General features: G+C 58.1%; 12 protein-coding genes and 1 other RNA gene. 6 read left to right on the forward strand and 7 right to left on the reverse strand.

Features of this window, described 5'->3' with window-relative positions; genetic code table 11:
• Positions 1–33: 33 nt before the first annotated feature.
• Positions 34–2382 (forward strand): M1 family metallopeptidase, encoded by a 2349-nt coding sequence (locus AXW84_RS03480; protein ID WP_068228728.1) that lies wholly within the window; start codon positions 34–36, stop codon positions 2380–2382.
• Between the two features lie 163 nt (positions 2383–2545).
• On the opposite strand, the gene AXW84_RS03485 is transcribed toward AXW84_RS03480, so the two are convergent.
• From AXW84_RS03485 to AXW84_RS03505, 6 genes are all read right to left on the reverse strand, one after another.
• On the reverse strand, positions 2546–3232 hold the full coding sequence (locus AXW84_RS03485; protein ID WP_071890945.1) for a cytochrome b/b6 domain-containing protein: 687 nt from the start codon (positions 3230–3232) through the stop codon (positions 2546–2548).
• An 11-nt stretch (positions 3233–3243) separates the two neighbouring features.
• On the reverse strand, positions 3244–4491 hold the full coding sequence (locus AXW84_RS03490) for a pyridoxal phosphate-dependent aminotransferase (RefSeq protein WP_068228736.1): 1248 nt from the start codon (positions 4489–4491) through the stop codon (positions 3244–3246).
• 271 nt (positions 4492–4762) lie between these two features.
• Complete coding sequence (locus tag AXW84_RS24440) at positions 4763–5728, reverse strand: hypothetical protein (protein WP_157886790.1); 966 nt, start codon at positions 5726–5728, stop codon at positions 4763–4765.
• Positions 5729–5803: 75 nt separating this feature from the next.
• Entirely contained in the window at positions 5804–7069 is a 1266-nt protein-coding gene (gene icd, locus AXW84_RS03495) for an NADP-dependent isocitrate dehydrogenase (protein ID WP_068228739.1), read from the reverse strand.
• Positions 7070–7216: 147 nt separating this feature from the next.
• A complete protein-coding gene (locus tag AXW84_RS03500) occupies positions 7217–10228 on the reverse strand; it encodes a M16 family metallopeptidase (RefSeq protein ID WP_236943238.1) in 3012 nt (1003 codons plus the stop codon).
• Positions 10229–10412: 184 nt separating this feature from the next.
• A complete protein-coding gene (locus AXW84_RS03505; RefSeq protein WP_068228746.1) occupies positions 10413–12407 on the reverse strand; it encodes a DNA polymerase III subunit gamma/tau in 1995 nt (664 codons plus the stop codon).
• A gap of 184 nt (positions 12408–12591) precedes the next feature.
• Here AXW84_RS03505 and ssrA point away from each other — a divergent pair.
• The 5 genes from ssrA (at position 12592) to AXW84_RS03525 (ending at position 15863) form a co-directional block, all read left to right on the forward strand.
• Positions 12592–12964: a transfer-messenger RNA gene (gene ssrA / locus AXW84_RS03510) on the forward strand.
• Positions 12965–14021: 1057 nt separating this feature from the next.
• Positions 14022–14300, forward strand: a complete 279-nt coding sequence (locus AXW84_RS24445) for a hypothetical protein (protein WP_157886791.1) — start codon at positions 14022–14024, stop codon at positions 14298–14300.
• Between the two features lie 4 nt (positions 14301–14304).
• Positions 14305–14616 carry an IS1 family transposase gene (locus tag AXW84_RS03515; protein ID WP_068228749.1) on the forward strand — a complete coding sequence of 104 codons (312 nt, stop codon included), beginning with the start codon at positions 14305–14307 and terminating at the stop codon, positions 14614–14616.
• A gap of 423 nt (positions 14617–15039) precedes the next feature.
• Positions 15040–15381 (forward strand): hypothetical protein, encoded by a 342-nt coding sequence (locus AXW84_RS03520; protein ID WP_068228753.1) that lies wholly within the window; start codon positions 15040–15042, stop codon positions 15379–15381.
• Between the two features lie 104 nt (positions 15382–15485).
• Positions 15486–15863 (forward strand): hypothetical protein, encoded by a 378-nt coding sequence (locus AXW84_RS03525; protein ID WP_068228756.1) that lies wholly within the window; start codon positions 15486–15488, stop codon positions 15861–15863.
• 74 nt (positions 15864–15937) lie between these two features.
• Here AXW84_RS03525 and AXW84_RS03530 read toward each other — a convergent pair whose 3' ends face one another.
• The gene (locus AXW84_RS03530; protein WP_068228759.1) at positions 15938–16291 is read right to left on the reverse strand and encodes a hypothetical protein; all 354 of its coding nucleotides are present in this window, start codon (positions 16289–16291) and stop codon (positions 15938–15940) included.
• Positions 16292–16344 lie beyond the last annotated feature (53 nt).

The raw sequence follows: 16344 nt of genomic DNA on the forward strand, positions 1-16344 counted from the left end.
TTACTCATTTCGTTGAAACCTATTCCCCGGTTCATGCCCCGTTTTTCCTCCCTGAAAGCCGCGCTGCTGCTGCTGGCCGCCCCGGCGGCCCATGCGCAGCTCACCAACTCCGGCACCGACAAGTTCGCGCAGCTCGAAACGCTGCTGCCCACCGCCAATAGCTACCGCACCGCCAGCGGGGCCCCGGGGCCCCAATACTGGCAGCAGCGCGCCGACTACACCATCGCCGTGACGCTTGACGATGCCAAGCAAGCTATTTCGGGCCGCGAAACCATCACCTACACCAACCTCTCGCCCGACACGCTGCCCTACCTCTGGGTGCAGCTCGACCAAAACCTGTTCGACAAGAACTCCATCACCATCGCCACGCAGGTGGCCGCACTCGATGCGCGGGTGCCGTTCCAGGCGGTGGATAATATGGTGCAGCGCGACTTCGACGGCGGCTTTAAGATTGAGGCCGTGACCTCGGCCGACGGCAAGGCGCTGGCCCATGTCATCAACCACACCATGATGCGCGTGGACCTGCCGCGGGCCCTGGGGCCCAAGCAGTCCGTGTCGTTCAAAATCAACTGGCGCTACAACATCAACGACCAGCTGAAAATCAACGGCCGCAGCGGCTATGAGTATTTCCCGCAGGACAAAAACTACCTCTACGAAATCGCCCAGTTTTACCCCCGCATGGCCGTGTACTCGGACTTCCAGGGCTGGCAGAACAAGCAGTTTTTGGGCAACGGCGAGTTTGCCCTGCCTTTTGGCGATTACCGCGTGAGCATCACGGCCCCGGCCGACCACGTGGTGGGCGCCACCGGCACACTCCAGAACGCCGCGCAGGTGCTCACCGGCACCCAGCAGGCCCGCCTGCGCCAGGCCGTGGGGGCCAAAAAGCCGGTGCTCATCGTGAGCCAGGACGAGGCCGTGAAGAGCGAAGGCGGCCAGCCCAAGGGCACTAAAACCTGGACCTTCGCCGCCAAAAACGTGCGCGACTTTGCCTGGTGCAGCTCGCGCAAATTCATTTGGGACGCCATGGGCATCAAGCAGGACGGCAAACCAGTGATGTGCATGAGCTATTACCCTAAGGAAGGTAACCCGCTGTGGGGTAAGTACTCCACAGAGGTGGTAGCTCACACCATCAAGACGTATTCGAAGTTCACCATCCCGTACCAGTACCCGGTGGCCATTTCGGTGCACGGCCCGGTGGGTGGCATGGAGTACCCCATGCTGTGCTTCAACGGCGGGCGACCCGAGGCCGACGGCACCTACTCGGCCGACCGGAAGTACGGCATGATTTCGGTGATCATCCACGAAGTGGGCCACAACTTCTTCCCGATGATTGTGAACTCGGACGAGCGCCAGTGGACGTGGATGGACGAGGGCCTGAACACCTTCTGCCAGTACCTGACGGAGCAGGAGTGGGAGCGCAACTACCCCTCGCGCCGCGGCGAGCCGAAAGACATCGTGGCCTACATGCGCACCGACAAGAGCCTGCAAACGCCGATTATGACCAACTCGGAATCGGTGTTGCAATTCGGCAACAACGCCTACGGCAAGCCCGCCACGGCCCTGAACGTGCTGCGCGAAACGGTGATGGGCCGCGAGCTGTTCGACTACGCCTTCAAAACCTACGCCCAGCGCTGGGCCTACAAGCACCCCACGCCCGCCGATTTCTTTCGCACGATGGAGGACGCTTCGGCCGTGGACCTCGACTGGTTCTGGCGCGGCTGGTTCTATGGCACCGACCGCTGCGACATCAGCATCGACGCAGTGAAGTACTACAACGTGAACACCAAGGACCCGAGCGTGGAAAACACCCGCCTGCAAAAGCTGCAAGCCGCCCAGCCGCAAACCGTGTCGCAGCAGCGCAACGCCCAGGACATCAAGCAGACGGTGGTGGACGAGAAGCCTGACCTCAAGGACTTCTACAACAGCTACGACCCGCTGGCCGTGACCGACGCCGACCGCAGCCGCTACACCGCCTACACCAAAAACCTGACCCCCGCCCAGCAGCAGCGCCTGCGCGACAACACCAACTTCTACGAGCTGAGCCTGCACAACGTGGGCGGCCTCGTGATGCCGGTCATTCTGCAATTGACCTACGCCGACGGCAGCCAGGAAATCCAGAACATCCCGGTGGAGCTGTGGCGCAAAAACAACGAGCAGGTCACCAAGGTCGTCACCACGAGCAAGCCGGTGGTGAGCTTCGTGCTCGACCCCTACCTGCAAACCGCCGATACCGACCTGAGCAACAACGCCTACCCGCGCCAGCCCGTGGCCTCGCGCTTCGAGCTGTTCCAGCAGTCGTTCCCGACCCAGCCCAACCCCATGCAGCTGCAATCCATCCAAAGCTCAACGCAAAAAGCCGAGGACAAGCCGCTGAACAAATAAGCCGCCGGTATTTCCGGCCCGAACAAAAAGAGCGGCTCCCAGGAGCCGCTCTTTTTGATGGAGGCCAGGGCCCCAGAAGGGCGCTGGTCCGGTGATTTAGGGCCCCGGCGTAGCAGCGTTGTCGTGAGCCAAGCGCGTCTAGGGCCCCAGGGGGCTGCCGTGGCTAAGCGCGCTGGTTGCCGGCTTTGCTGCCGCTAACCATCCGCGAAATAAGGCCGTTATCTTCGGTAATTTCCGACCACACCACGCCAGCCAAGTGCAGCACGAAAAAGCCAATAATTAGGTACATAGTCACGTTGTGTACTTCCTTGACCGTGTGTTCGATGCTGTGCAGAAACGGTACGTCGTCGGCCCAGGTCAGGGCCAGGCCGGTGATGACCATGACGGTTAAGAAGATGTAAAACAACGCGTACGTGGTCTTGGCAAATAGCGCGTGGCGCGCGTCGCCCTTTTCGGCGGGCGGGGCGAGGCGGTACTTGCGGGCCACCAGCATCAAGCGCGTCGAGAAGCGCACCTCTGCGGGGCCCCGCAGCTCCAGCAGTACCCGCAACAGCCAGAAAGCGGCTAGCCCGAGGCCGATGGCAATGTGCCATTCCCAGATCCGGTCGCTGATGATGTGGGCAAATGCCCGGCCTTGCTGCTCGGTGGGGGCCCCACCGTCCTTGGTCGCCGCCTTCATAAACTCCGGGATGGCTGAGCGCGCATCGACGATAACATTCAGGAAGAGGATGGTCAGCAACTGGCCGGTTACCAGCAGGGCATTGCCCCAGTGCCAAACACGCAGCGGCGCCGAATAATCGTGGGTAGAAGGTGAGTCGGCGGTTTGTACCGAAACAGATGAAGGGACCATGAATGAGGTAGTTACGAGGCGGTGGAGGCTGCCGCTTCTACGGCCGCCGCGCCCGCAAGATGCATCGTGCGCCCCGGATATTCGCGCAACGCTACCTCCAAGCACGTCATAGCCGCCGCCAAGTCCGTGCGGTTGATGACGTAGGCGATACGTACTTCCTGGATGCCCAGGCCCGGCGTGTGGTAGAAACCATTAGCGGGCGACAGCATCAGCGTCTGGTTGTCGAGCGTAAACTCTTCCAGCAGCCACTGCCCAAACTTCTCGGCGTCGTCCACGGGCAGGCGGGCCACCACGTAGAAAGCGCCCCCGGGCACGGGGCACGTCACGCCCGGCATGGCCCGCAGGCGGGCCACCATGAGGTCGCGGCGGGCCTGGTACTCGGCACGGGTGCCGTCGAAGTAGGAGGGGGGCAGGTCCGCAGCAGCCTCGGCGGCTATCATTTCCAGGGTAGGGGGGCAAATGCGCATCTGCCCGAAGTGGAACGCAGCCTGCCACACGTCCAAGTTTCGCGTGACGAAGGCTCCCACGCGGGCCCCACAAGCGCTGTAACGTTTCGAAATGGTGTCGAGCACCACGGCGTACGGCTCGCTGCCTTCCAGGCTGAGCACGCTGGTTGAGGTAGCCCCGTCGTAGCAATACTCGCGGTACGCCTCGTCCGACAGCAAATACAAATCGTGGCGGATGCACAGGCCCAGCAGCGCCTCCAGCTCGTCGCGCCGGTACACGTAGCCGGTGGGGTTGCTGGGGTTGCAGATGAGGATGGCGCGGGTACGGTCCGTGATGACGGCCTCGAAATCAGCCAGCGGCGGCAGGGCAAAACCGTCCTCGATGTGCGACGTGACGGCCACGATGTTCACGCCAGCCGCGATGGCAAATGCGGTATAGGTGCCGTAAAACGGTTCGGCCACAATCACTTCATCGCCCGGGTTGAGGCAGGCGAGCATGGCGAACATGATGGCCTCGCTGCCCGCCGTCGTCACCATGATGTGCTCGAACTGCGCCGGAATGCCCGCCCGCTGGTAATAGGTGGCCAGCTTGTGGCGGTAGCTATCGGAGCCCGCCCCCAGCCCGTAGCCCAACACCTTGATGTCGGCGTTGCGCACGGCCTCCATCATTTCGGGGGGCGTCAGCACGTCGGGCTGGCCGATGTTGAGCGGATAAACGACTTTGCCAGCCTGCTTGGCAGCATCGGCAAACGGCAATAACTTGCGAAACGGCGACACCGGCATGGCCTGGCCGCGGTGGGAGATTGATGGCATACCCGGCAAAGGTAAGGCCGGCCACGGAGTAAGGAAACCCGTCCCAGCCCTCACTACCCGGTTGATAAGGAATTACATAAAGCCCGTGCGGCTTCAGCAGTGTCTTAAAATCGCTCCAAACGGTCCTGGCGGCAGTAATGTGCCGTCCCAAATCGACAATAGGCTTTAACTCTAAATGATTAGACAATATTTAGTTCAGGTCTGGTAGAATAGCTTGTATTATAGCGATACACTAATGAAAACTAGTGATAAAAATGGTAGGAGGGATAATTTACTGTCCAGGCGTATAAAAAATATGGTACCAGCGTTCATTAATTAATTGCTTACTAAAGCCTATTTTGTCTACGGAGACAGTGAAATTTTTCAATTCTTGTTGTAAAGAACTGCAATATCGTTGAAGATATTCTGCTAAACCCTCGATCTTAAATTTTATGTTGCTATAAATGAATGTTATGCCTTTGCTACTTAATGCTAAATTAAGACAATCAGAATCTCCTATGAATTTACCTAGTACTAAACCTTCAGTTAACTTTCTTACAAATTGCGTCTGATAGTAAACTAAATCAGTTGTATCAGTTCTATTTTCATAAAAATCAGAAATTATTCCATTAAGCAAAACGTACAACGGATCATTTTCATAGGATAGATGACCTTTATGAACACCATAGCGTATAGCATTCGCCTTCTTCGATACTTCATCTACTAAGCTGTCGAACTGATTAGCGTAATCTTGTTTGAGGGTTTGTATTTCTATAGTATCTCTGTCTATTGTCGAATTAATTTCAGTAAAGGAATTTGTAAAATAGTCTATGTATTTATAAATATTTTTGAAATTTTTAGTTGCATCGCTACCTTGTGTTGAAAGAAATAAGTGATGCATCTTTTCATGATTAATTTTTTCCAGACGAATCAAGGGTAACGTTGGGTAAGAATTTAAAGGAATGCTTTTATATGGTTGCTGTTTGATTTCAGCGGCATAATCAAGACGCACTTTAGATTCTACTTCAACAAAGCCAAGAGTATCTTTTAGTACTAATTGAAAGTATTCTATGTCTGCTTTGTCTTGAGTACTTTGATTTATATACTTTAGATCTCGTTCTCTTTGTATTTGCAACCAGTAAACAAAGAGTGCACCACCAGCACCAATGCCTGCACCAATTGCGCTTGTAAGTAGATCTGGTAAAAATGAAGAGCTATCTGGTGAAAACTCTCCGTTTTGAAATACAAAGTCTAACATTAGCTTGAATGTAAAACCCCCACGCCGACTAGAGCCAACGTAGGGGTTTCTAATTAATATGTAGTAGCCAAGCTACTACATATTTTTGATAATCTCCTGGCCGAACTCGCTCGTTTTGAGGAGGGTAGCACCTTCCATTTGGCGCTCGAAGTCGTAAGTGACGCGCTTACTCTCAATGGCGGCTTCTAAGCCTTTGTTGATGAGGTCGGCGGCTTCTTTCCAGCCCATGTGCTCCAGCATCATCACCCCCGAGAGGATAACCGAGCCGGGGTTCACTTTGTCCTGGTTGGCGTACTTGGGGGCCGTGCCGTGGGTGGCTTCGAAGATGGCGTGGCCGGTGAGGTAGTTGATGTTGGCGCCCGGCGCGATGCCGATGCCGCCCACGATGGCCGCTAGGGCGTCGGAGATGTAGTCGCCGTTCAGGTTCAGCGTGGCCACCACCGAGTACTCGGCGGGGCGCAGCAAAATCTGTTGGAGGAACGCATCGGCGATGCTGTCCTTGATGATGAGCTTGCCTTGGTCCTGGGCCTGCTTTTGCAGGGCATCGGCCACGGCCACACCCTGTTTGGCCACAATCTTGTCGTACTGGGCCCAGGTAAATACTTTAGCGCCAAACTCCTTCTCGGCCAGCTCGTAGCCCCAGGTTTTGAAGGCACCTTCGGTGAACTTCATGATGTTGCCCTTGTGCACCAGCGTCACCGACGGTAGCTTGTGTTCCAAGGCATACTTGATGGCAGCGCGTACGAGGCGCTCGGTGCCTTCCTTCGACACGGGCTTAATACCGAACGACGACGTTTCGGGAAAGCGAATTTTCTTCACCCCCATCTCGTCCACCAGGAATTCCAGCATTTTCTGGGCCTGGGGCGTGCCGTTCATGTACTCGATGCCGGCGTAGATGTCCTCGGTGTTTTCGCGGAAGATGACCATGTTGGTCAGCTCCGGGTGCTTCACCGGCGAGGGCACGCCGTCGTAGTAGCGCACGGGGCGCACGCAGGCGTACAGGTCCAGCTCCTGGCGCAGGGCCACGTTCAGCGAGCGGATGCCGCCGCCCACGGGCGTGGTCAGGGGCCCCTTGATGCCCACGAGGTAGTCGCGGAACGCGTCGAGGGTTTCGGCGGGAAGCCAGTTGCCGGTTTGCTTAAAGGATTTCTCGCCGGCCAGCACTTCCTTCCACACCAGCTGCTTTTTGCCGCCGTAAGCTTTTTCCACGGCCGCGTCGAATACAAGCTGCGAGGCACGCCAGATGTCCGGGCCCGTGCCATCGCCCTCAATGTAGGGAATCGTGGGCTTATCGGGTACGTTCAGCTTGCCATTTTTGATGGTGATTTTCTGTTCTGCCATGTGGAAAAGAGTTGTGCGTTGTCAGTGAGTAGGTAATCGTTATCAGGGTGGGAATTGGGGTGCGGCCCGCGGCGTCGCCGCTTCGGGCAAATCGCCGGCCGGGCCCCGCAGCCTGACAACTGCCGGGGCCCCATAGGCCACTAAACATCAATAGCCGAACAGTTCTTTCAGGGTGAGCTGCTGCACGGTGCCATACTTGGCCAGCTCCTTGAAGTTGAGCCGGTCTTTTGAGCCGATGACCAGCACTACTTGGTTCTGGCCCTTTACTTTGGCGGCCTGAAACTTCTTCAAATCGTCAAAGCTCATCTTGGCGGTTTGCTCGTATACGTCGCGGCGCACGTCGTAGTCGAGGCCCAGGCGGCGGGCCCGCTCGTAGCTCAGCAAAATGCCTTCGTGGGTGATGCGGTCGGTGGCGATGCTGTTGCGGATGGACTGCTTGGCAATCTGGAGGTTGGCTTCGGCCATGGGCATGTCGGTGAGCAGGCCTTCCATGCCGGTCATGGCCTCGGGCAGCTTATCGCTCTGGGTGCCGATGTAGCTCACGATGTAGTTGGAGCGGCCCAGCTTGTCGGCGCTGGCGTAGCGCGAGCTGGCCGAGTAGGCCAGGGCTTTGCTCTCGCGCAGGTCCTGGAACACGATGCTGCCCATGCCGCCGCCGAAGTATTCGTTGTAGAGGCTCACCGTGGGCACCAAGCCCTTGTCGTAGAGGTCGCCCTTGGTCAGGAACAGGATTTCGGCCTGCACCATGTTGTAGTCGGCCCAATACACCTTGCGGTCTTTCAGCGGCTGCTCGGCGAAGTCTTTAGCGGCGGGGTCGGGCGTTAGTTTGGCGGGGGTTTTGTGAGCGGATGCAACTACACCTGTAATACCAACAAGCGTGGTGCCATTGGTGTATATATCATTGCCTGATATAGCACGCGGCCCGTAGTACAGCACCCGGTGCTCATACGTCGGCAGCGATTTTAGCAGAGCTGTCAGTTGCTCCGGCTTCAGCGATTTCAACTGCGCCTCGGATACGATGTTAGTAAATGGGTTGCGCGCGCCATACTTCGCGTAGTTCAGCATGGCCTGGTTCAGAATCACGCCCTTGTTGAGCTTGGCATCCTGGCGCTGCTTCAAAATACCGGCCACCTGGTTTTTGAGGGCCGCCGCGTCGGGGCGCGGGTTGTTGAGCAGCTGCTCAAACAGCTTGAGCGCCGGCACCAGGTTGCTGTCCAGTCCGCTGAGGCTGACGAGCACCCGGTCCTGGCTGCTGCTGACCGCAAACGAGCAACCCAGCTTGTAAAACTCCTGTTGCAACTGCGCCGCCGAGTACTGCCCGGTACCCAAGTACTGCATATAATCGGTGGCTACGTCGAGCAGCGGCAGATTATTGGTGCCCAGGTCGATGGCGTAAAACAGGCTGAACAGCCCGTTCTCGGTATTCTTGGTGTAGTACAGCGGCAGGCCGGGCTTTACTTCCACCTGCTGAATATCCTTTTTGTAGTCCACGAACACCGGCTGCAACTCCGTGCTCGGCAGCTTCGAAACCTCGGTGTAGTAGACCGAGGCCGCGTCGCGGTTGGCTGGCACCGGCGTAATGGCGGGCTTTACCACCTTCACCTTGTTGGGGTCGGTGCCAGTGCGCTTGTAAATGGTGACGTAATTGGCGCCGTAGTGGTCGTTGGCAAACTTCACGATTTCGGCCTTCGTGATGGTGCCAAAATCCTCCTGTTGCTTCACGTAATCGGCCCAACTAATGCGCTCAATAAACGACTCGTAGAAGGCGCTAGCGCGGGCCAGGTTGCTCTCGTAGTCCTTGGTGCGTTGCAGCTTTTCGTTGTTCACGATGGCCGGAATCAGCCAGTCCGGGAACTGGTCCTGCTTCACTTTTGCTACTTCGGCCAGCATCAGGGCCTGCACCGCTTCCAGCGACTGGCCCTGGCGGGGCGTGCCGAACAGGATGTGTGCGGAATAATCGTCGTTCAGGTCGGTAAAGGTGCTGGCTTGCAGTACCTTTTGCTGCTGGTTCAGGTCGAGGTCGAACAGGCCGGCCTGGCCGTTGGTCAGGATCTTGTCCAGCATCCGCAGCCGTAGGCCGTCGCGAGTGGCTTTGCCCGCAAAGCGGTAGCCCACCATCACGTTCTCAGCCTGGGGCCCCACTACTTCCTTGGTGATGGGAGCCGCAATCGGTTGCTCGACGGGTGCGTTAAACGCCGGCACGGTCTTCTGTTGCCAGGTTCCAAAATACTTGTCAATCAGCCGAATGGTTTGGTCGTAGTCCAGGTCGCCGCTCAGGCATAGCGCCACGTTGTTGGGTACGTAGTACTCGCCGAAGTACTTCTTAATCTCCGTAATCGACGGGTTTTGCAGGTGCTCAATCGTGCCAATGGTCGTCTGCGTGCCGTAGGGGTGCGTGGGGTAGAGCGCCGCGTTCAGCGCTTCAAACTCCTTGCTGAAGTCGCTGTCGAGCCCCCGGTTTTTCTCCTCGTACACGGCCTCCAGCTCGGTGTGAAACAGGCGCGGCACCATTTCGGTGAACCGCTCGCTCTGCACAGCGGCCCACTTTTCCAGCTGGTTGCTCGGAATGTCTTCCTGGTACACCGTTTCCTCGTTCGAGGTGTGCGCGTTCGAGCCCTTCGAGCCGAGGCTGCCCATCAGCTTGTCGTACTCGTTGGGCACGGCGTAGCGGGCCGCCACCCCCGAAATGGAGTCAATCTGGTGGTAGGTGCGCTTGCGGGCGGCGGGGTCGTTGCGCTGGCCGCGGTAGGTTTCGTACAGGGCCTCAATCTTGTCCAGCTCGGGCTTTTCCTTGCTCCAATCTTTGGTACCGAGCCGCGACGTGCCCTTGAACACCATGTGTTCGAGGTAGTGGGCCAGGCCGGTGGCGGCCGCCGGGTCGTTTTTCGAACCCGCCCGCACGGCCACGTAAGTTTGGATGCGCGGCGCGTTTTTGTAGTCCGACAAGTACACCGTCAGGCCGTTGGCCAGGTGGTAGATGCGGGCGTTGAGCGGGTCGTTGGGGGCCGTTTCGTAAGAATAGGTCTTTTCCTTTGCGGCGGCCGGCGGGGCCGGGGCGGCCGGTGCCGTGGTGGTGGCCGCCGGCTTACTGGTCTGGCATTCGGTCGCAAAACCCAGGGCTGCCAAGGCCGGAAGTAACAGCAAAGAAGATTTTTTCACGAAATCGGGCGCGCGGGAAGCTAATAGCTGGACGAAAAAACAAAGGTAGTTGGCTAATAGGGGAATAAAAAACGGTTTTTATAGGAGAAACCCAGGATATTACCCGCCGCCCAGGGCCCCAGGCTGCACGCTACGCACTGGCCGCACCATTCCGCAAACCCAACTTTTTTACTAGCCCAACTCGCTAAAAATCAGCCTCCAGCCCCAGCCGCTGCTTGGCCTCGCGTAAGGCGGGGAACCGCTCGGCCAAGTACTCAAATTTGTCGGTGGCCGTGTACAATTTCCGGGCGGTGGGCGCCGCCTGCGCCACCACCGGCACCACGTTGAGGCGGGGGTGGCCGGTGCGTCGCCGCAGCTCTACTAAAAACTCGGTGCGCATCTCGTTGAACTGGTCTTCCTGCACCGGGTTGTCCACGGTCAGCTCGATGCGGTGGTCGGGCCCGGCGGCCACGGCGCGGTTAAGCAGCGTGTACTCGCTCATGCGCTCCTGGGCCCGGCGCTCCTCGGCCATTTCGCGCCACACGCGTTGCAGCAGCGCGTCGTCGATGGGCGCCACGGGCCCCGAGCTGGGCAGCGGGTCGGCCAGCGCCGGGCCGGCTTTGGCAACTGCGGGCCGGGTGCTGAAGTCTTTGAGGCTGGGTAATTTGCCACCCGTGCTGGCCCCCAAGTTGAGGAGCGACGGCGGGGCCGGGCGCGGCTCTGGCTCCAGGCCTTCCATGCTCGGCACGCCCACTTCCACGTGCGGGAACGTGTCGCGCATCTGGTGGCGGTCGGTAACGGCCGCATCCGGTTCGGCCTCGATACTGGGCGTGTCATGCAACTCGTCCACGCCGTTTTCCACGGGTAGTGGCTCGGGGCCATCGGCCGGCGCGGGGGCCGATACTACGGGGGCGGGCACTGGGGTAACGCTTGGCAGGGCAGGGGCAGGCGGGGCAGCGGCCAGTGGGGGCCCCGGCAGCGGGGCTGGGGCAGCTTGAACGGGCGCCGGGGCCCTGGCAGCGGCCGGCGTGGGGGCCTCGGCTAGGCTGCTAGTTTTTTTTTTAGCGGCTTCAGTGCCGTTCACGTCGCGCACAAACTGCACGGCCCCGTTGAGGTAAGCCAGCTTCATGAGCGTAAGTTCGACGTGCAGGCGCTGGTTTTTGGCTTGCTTAAACTCGCGGTCGCACTGGCTCACCAAGTTCAGGGCCGAGAGCACGAAGGCCAGGGGGGCGGCTTGCGCCTGCGCCACGTACTGCTTCTTGATGCCATCCGACACTTCCAGCAGCTGCACCGTCACGGCGTCTTTGCACACTAGCAGGCCACGCAGGTGCTCGGCTGCACCCACCACAAAATTGTGCAGGTCAAAGCCTTGCTGCATCACTTCATCCAGCAGAAGCAGCGCGGCCGAAAGGTTCTCTTGCAGCAGCGCATCCACCAGCCGGAAATAGTAATCGTAGTCCAGCACGTGGAGGTTTTGCACCACGTCCTTGTACGTCAGGTTGTTGCCCGCAAAAGTCACCATCTGGTCGAACATCGACAACGCGTCGCGCAGGCCCCCGTCGGCCTTTTGGGCCAGCAGGTGCAAAGCATCGTCCTCAGCCCCTACGCCTTCCTGGGTGGCCACGTAGCGCAGGTGCTGGCGCATGTCGTCAACCCGGATGCGGCTGAAGTCGAAAATTTGGCAGCGCGACAAAATCGTGGGGATGATTTTGTGGCGCTCGGTGGTGGCCAGGATGAAAATGGCGTAGGACGGCGGCTCTTCCAGCGTCTTCAAAAAGGCGTTAAAGGCCTGATTGGACAGCATGTGCACTTCGTCGATGATGTAGACCTTGTACTTGCTGCCGGCCTGCGGGGGGTAGCGCACTTGCTCCACCAGCGAGCGAATGTCCTCGACCGAGTTGTTGGAGGCGGCGTCCAGCTCGTGCACGTTGAACGAAGCGTTTTCCTGGAACGCCACGCACGAGGCGCAGACACCGCAGGCCTCGGTTTCGGGCGTGAGGTTGGTGCAGTTAATAGTTTTGGCCAGGATGCGGGCGCAGGTGGTTTTGCCCACCCCGCGGGGCCCGCAAAACAGGAACGCCTGGGCCAGGTGCTGGCTCTGAATGGCGTTTTGCAGCGTGGTGGTGACGTGCTGCTGCCCCACCACGCTGCGGAAGGTGGCGGGACGATACTTCCGGGCCGAAACGACAAAATTCTCCATAAGACTTCCTACAAAGTTACCCCGAAAACAGGGCGTTTGAAAGCCTGCTGTGGGGCCCTGGGCCGGGCCGGGGCCCCACGAAACCTTTCCGCCACCGCCGGCGTTTAGCCAATCCCGCGTACCTTTGCGGCCCGCCAGGCAGCTCATCTGAGTTGCGCAACGGAAACTCGTTCTTCTAACATTTGGGGCTGACCGGAATTGACAGCTTGCGCATATCGCGGGTAAGCGTGCCGGGAGTTGAACGAAGCTCTCCCGTAAAAAAAATCGCTCAAACAACAACTGGCGACTATTCGTACGCCATGGCTGCCTAGTTCAGAATTAGGTAATGCCATCGTGCCGCTCGGGTAAGTTTTTACACCTGGGAGTTCGGCGCGTCGTAAGTAGAAACTAGCCTCCGAAGAGCTGTGATTCGGGGGCGAAACCCAACTGCAGCTAAGGGGATTTCAAGGGCCTGATGTGCGCCTGGAATCCTTCGAAAATTCAAGCATAGATACGCACGTAGAAAGCACGTTGGTCTCCTTGTCTGGACCAGGGTTCGAATCCCTGCAGCTCCACTTTAAACCCTGTTTCTGGCTCAGAAACGGGGTTTTTGTTTTTCCGGGGGACGGTTTGGATGAATAATTTCAAAGTTGAAGTCGCTGCTCCGCTACTTGGTGCGCGGCAGATTTGGCTGCCTTCTTCGCCGCGTGATGGCACCACGTGCTTCCCGCATCCTCGCTCGCCCAGCCCTGGACGCATTTGGTTTCGTTAAAGCCGTGACTGGTGCGGGGGAGGGGGGAGCAATGAGGCTTTGCTGCCAAGGGCACGAAAAGCAGGTGGGTTGGAGACAGCTACCGCTATGGGCCCCTGTTATACTACGTGGGGCCCCAGCCGGGCGGCGCTGGCGGGTGCAGTGAAATTCATCGATTGAGGTGAACAATTGGCCGGTTGGACACAGAGGGGTGGCGTGGTCAGCGCTTAGGCTTGTGGAATACCCTGCCCTGGCTATATGAAAGAGTCGGTTTTACTCACCTATTCTTTGAAACACCTCAAACAAGCCAACAGTGGTCGGTTAGGCAGCCGGCACTTGGCCAGTTCTGGCTGTCCAATCGACTAATTGTGACCATCCATGCTACCAGCCAGGAGATGCGCACGGCCGCTAACCGGCCCCACTGGGTGCCGCCCATGGCGTTGCGCGTGCTGGCGCCGCCCAAGCCTAACTACTATTAACTACGCACGGCCATAATCCAGCCTTGATTGCCAATTGTTGTATTTTGCTCACCAGTAACTTATTGAGTCAATAGCTTCAAACCATCTCGCTCAATCATATCACCCCATATAGTACCCAATTAACACCGCTACTAACTGGGTTAATCAGACGAATAAAAGAAGGGATTAGGCCTCAATGCGCTCTGGGCATAGGTTTGGTGTGTGAGTCACGCCAGCCGAACCGAGAAGTTTAAGCTTTTGCAGTTTCGAAGAACACCTTCACTTCTAAACAGAAAAGTGCATTTTGTTTTCAGTGAAATACCAACCTAGAGCTGACGAGTGCGTTTTAGAAGGGAAATGCCAATCTTGCTGTTAGCCATGAAAAGAATACGGTCAACAACGGCTGGGCTCCTTGCCGGAGCCAGCGTGCTGTTGGTTGCGTGCAACGAGCCCGCGCGCCAACCCACTACCGAGGTACCTGCTGCATCGCCTGGCGGTGTGCCCGGTACGCCGTCGGGGCCCCGTCCCAGCGATGAGGCCCTGAACGCCCCCGCCCAAACCGAGTCAGCATCGCTCAACCCCACTGCCGCGGCCGCGGCGGCCGATTCCGTCGCCAAGCCTGCCGCTAAGAACGTGCCATTTGTGAGCCCGCTGGGTGTGAAGCACGCTTTGGGCAACCGCCCGGCCCCGGGCAGTAGTTTATAGGTGGATGCTGGGCAACCGGGGCGAAGCCCCGGCCCGCCGTCTCTGGCAGGCCTTGCCCCCGCGTTATGGGCGCCGCAGCTGGTACTTCACCGACGAGCGAAAAGCCAACGCCGACGTCCTGTTCCGGTACCAGCACCGGCCCTGCCCCAAAGGCGAAGGCCACACCAACACCGTGGAGTCCGTTAAATGCTCTTTGCGCCAGCGTGGCGGCGTGCTCGTGCGCAATAGTTGTTCCTTCAGTAAATGCCTGAAAATGCACACGGCCCGAATTAAAATCATTATTGATAATTATAATCGTAGTATCATCCTGGGTTAGACTGCCGCCGATCTATTTAATACAACTGTATTTTATTGTTAGAGCTTTAGCAATTTATAGATGAAAAAGGCGGTTGTGGTTTTTCGGCTATTTGTACGGATAACTTCTACTAGAGCGGTTTCATAGTCGGTGTACACACGGCTATCGGTTGGCTCTTCCTCATCTTTTAGGAAAGGGGCCGGTGGTCGAACTGGTAGAAAGAGTAAGTGTACTGGCCAGGAAATTGATCCTATGTCGCTGCTATGGTTGAGGTTACTGGTATCGTGCGTTAGCATAGGCGTTGGTGACTGTGCATAATGACATAATATTATAATTAGAAAAACTATAACCCTCAGAAATCCTTCTCGTATAAATGCCACCTCAGCACAATTGCTTTGGTTGCCAAATATTGAGTTTCCCACTTTCCACTTAAGTTAATTTACTATGAAAGCTTCCCAAATCTTCCTCGCCGCTTTGTTGACTGTTGGTGCAACAAGCGTGTCGATGGCTCAAACGACGCCGGGCACTACGTCGGGTACGACCGGCACTATGCAGACGCCTGCTACGGGCACGATGGGTACCGGCACGACGACCGGCACCATGGGTACCGGCACGACGACCGGCACCATGGGCAACGGCACGACGACTGGCACTATGGGTAACGGTACGATGGGCACCGGCACCATGAGCGATGGTAGCATGCACAACGGCACGATGTCGAACAAAAAATCTAAGCGCTCGATGCGCGACGGTAAGGCTAAAAGCAAAACCAAGCCGATGAACTAAGCACAGTTTTGGCCGTGGGCCATACTGCGTAATTAAAACGACGGCTGTTTCGCTTAGAAGCAGCCGTCGTTTTGCTTTGGCTGTATTCAGGTATTCCTTTTACTATGAAAAACTTCTTTACAATGGGACTGCTGCTGCTGGGAGTGGCAGCTAAGGCCCAGACGGTGCCGTTCGACCCCACAGCGCCGGTGCGGGGCGGGGCACAGGGCCAAACAGTGGTACCGCCCATCAACCCAGGCCTTAACCAGAGCACCATCCAAGGACCGGCCGAAGTGCAGCGCACGACTACTAGCCGCGACGCCCAGCCTTCGCGCCTCGACCCAGAATCGGGCTTTGCGCCGGCGAGTACACCCGAAGGCTCGCCCACGGCAGTGCCCGATGTCCGCGAGCGGCCCATAATCCGCCAGCAGCCCCGGCGCGAATCGACTGATGTGGTGCCGAGCCGTGATAATCGCAGCCGCAGCAGTACGACGCCCTACTAGGGCCCTGATGATGCCGCAAAAAGCCCCGCTGAGTTCGTCAGCGGGGCTTTTTGCGGTTACGACCAAACGAGTGATTATTCGCCGGTCCGTTCGTTATGGGCGGCTAGGTCACCGCCGTGACGACGCAGTAGGTCGGCGAGTTCGGTAAGGGGTTTCTTGAGCTCGTCGGGGGCTTGGGCGGCGGCTTCGCCGGTTTGGTCGCCGAGCATGCTCAGCGAGTTGGCGATGGCGGCGCCGTCGAGGGCCCCGCTGGTGAGCAGCGACTGGAGGTTGCCGAGTTCGCGGGCAATGTCTTGCAGACCGGGCTGGCCGCTCTGCAGAAACTGCTGCTGCCAGGTTTCGGTATTGTCCATGGCCGAGCCCAGGGGAAGGCTGGTGAGGCCATTTTTGAGGGCGCTGACGGTGGCGTGCAGGTGGTCGAAAGGCATGGTGCTGATTGAAAAAGAGGGTGAAAATTCGGTAGGATAAATAAAAAATTGTG

This window comes from Hymenobacter sp. PAMC 26628 (genome assembly GCF_001562275.1).
Classification (GTDB): domain Bacteria; phylum Bacteroidota; class Bacteroidia; order Cytophagales; family Hymenobacteraceae; genus Hymenobacter.

Coding starts and splice junctions, on each gene's coding strand:
- AXW84_RS03530 (WP_068228759.1), bottom strand. CDS start 16,291: ATGCCTTTCGACCACCTGCACGCCACCGTCAGCGCCCTCAAAAATGGC.
- AXW84_RS03525 (WP_068228756.1), top strand. CDS start 15,486: ATGAAAAACTTCTTTACAATGGGACTGCTGCTGCTGGGAGTGGCAGCT.
- AXW84_RS24440 (WP_157886790.1), bottom strand. CDS start 5,728: ATGTTAGACTTTGTATTTCAAAACGGAGAGTTTTCACCAGATAGCTCT.
- AXW84_RS03490 (WP_068228736.1), bottom strand. CDS start 4,491: ATGCCATCAATCTCCCACCGCGGCCAGGCCATGCCGGTGTCGCCGTTT.
- AXW84_RS03485 (WP_071890945.1), bottom strand. CDS start 3,232: ATGGTCCCTTCATCTGTTTCGGTACAAACCGCCGACTCACCTTCTACC.
- AXW84_RS03520 (WP_068228753.1), top strand. CDS start 15,040: ATGAAAGCTTCCCAAATCTTCCTCGCCGCTTTGTTGACTGTTGGTGCA.
- AXW84_RS03515 (WP_068228749.1), top strand. CDS start 14,305: ATGCTGGGCAACCGGGGCGAAGCCCCGGCCCGCCGTCTCTGGCAGGCC.
- icd (WP_068228739.1), bottom strand. CDS start 7,069: ATGGCAGAACAGAAAATCACCATCAAAAATGGCAAGCTGAACGTACCC.
- AXW84_RS03505 (WP_068228746.1), bottom strand. CDS start 12,407: ATGGAGAATTTTGTCGTTTCGGCCCGGAAGTATCGTCCCGCCACCTTC.
- AXW84_RS03480 (WP_068228728.1), top strand. CDS start 34: ATGCCCCGTTTTTCCTCCCTGAAAGCCGCGCTGCTGCTGCTGGCCGCC.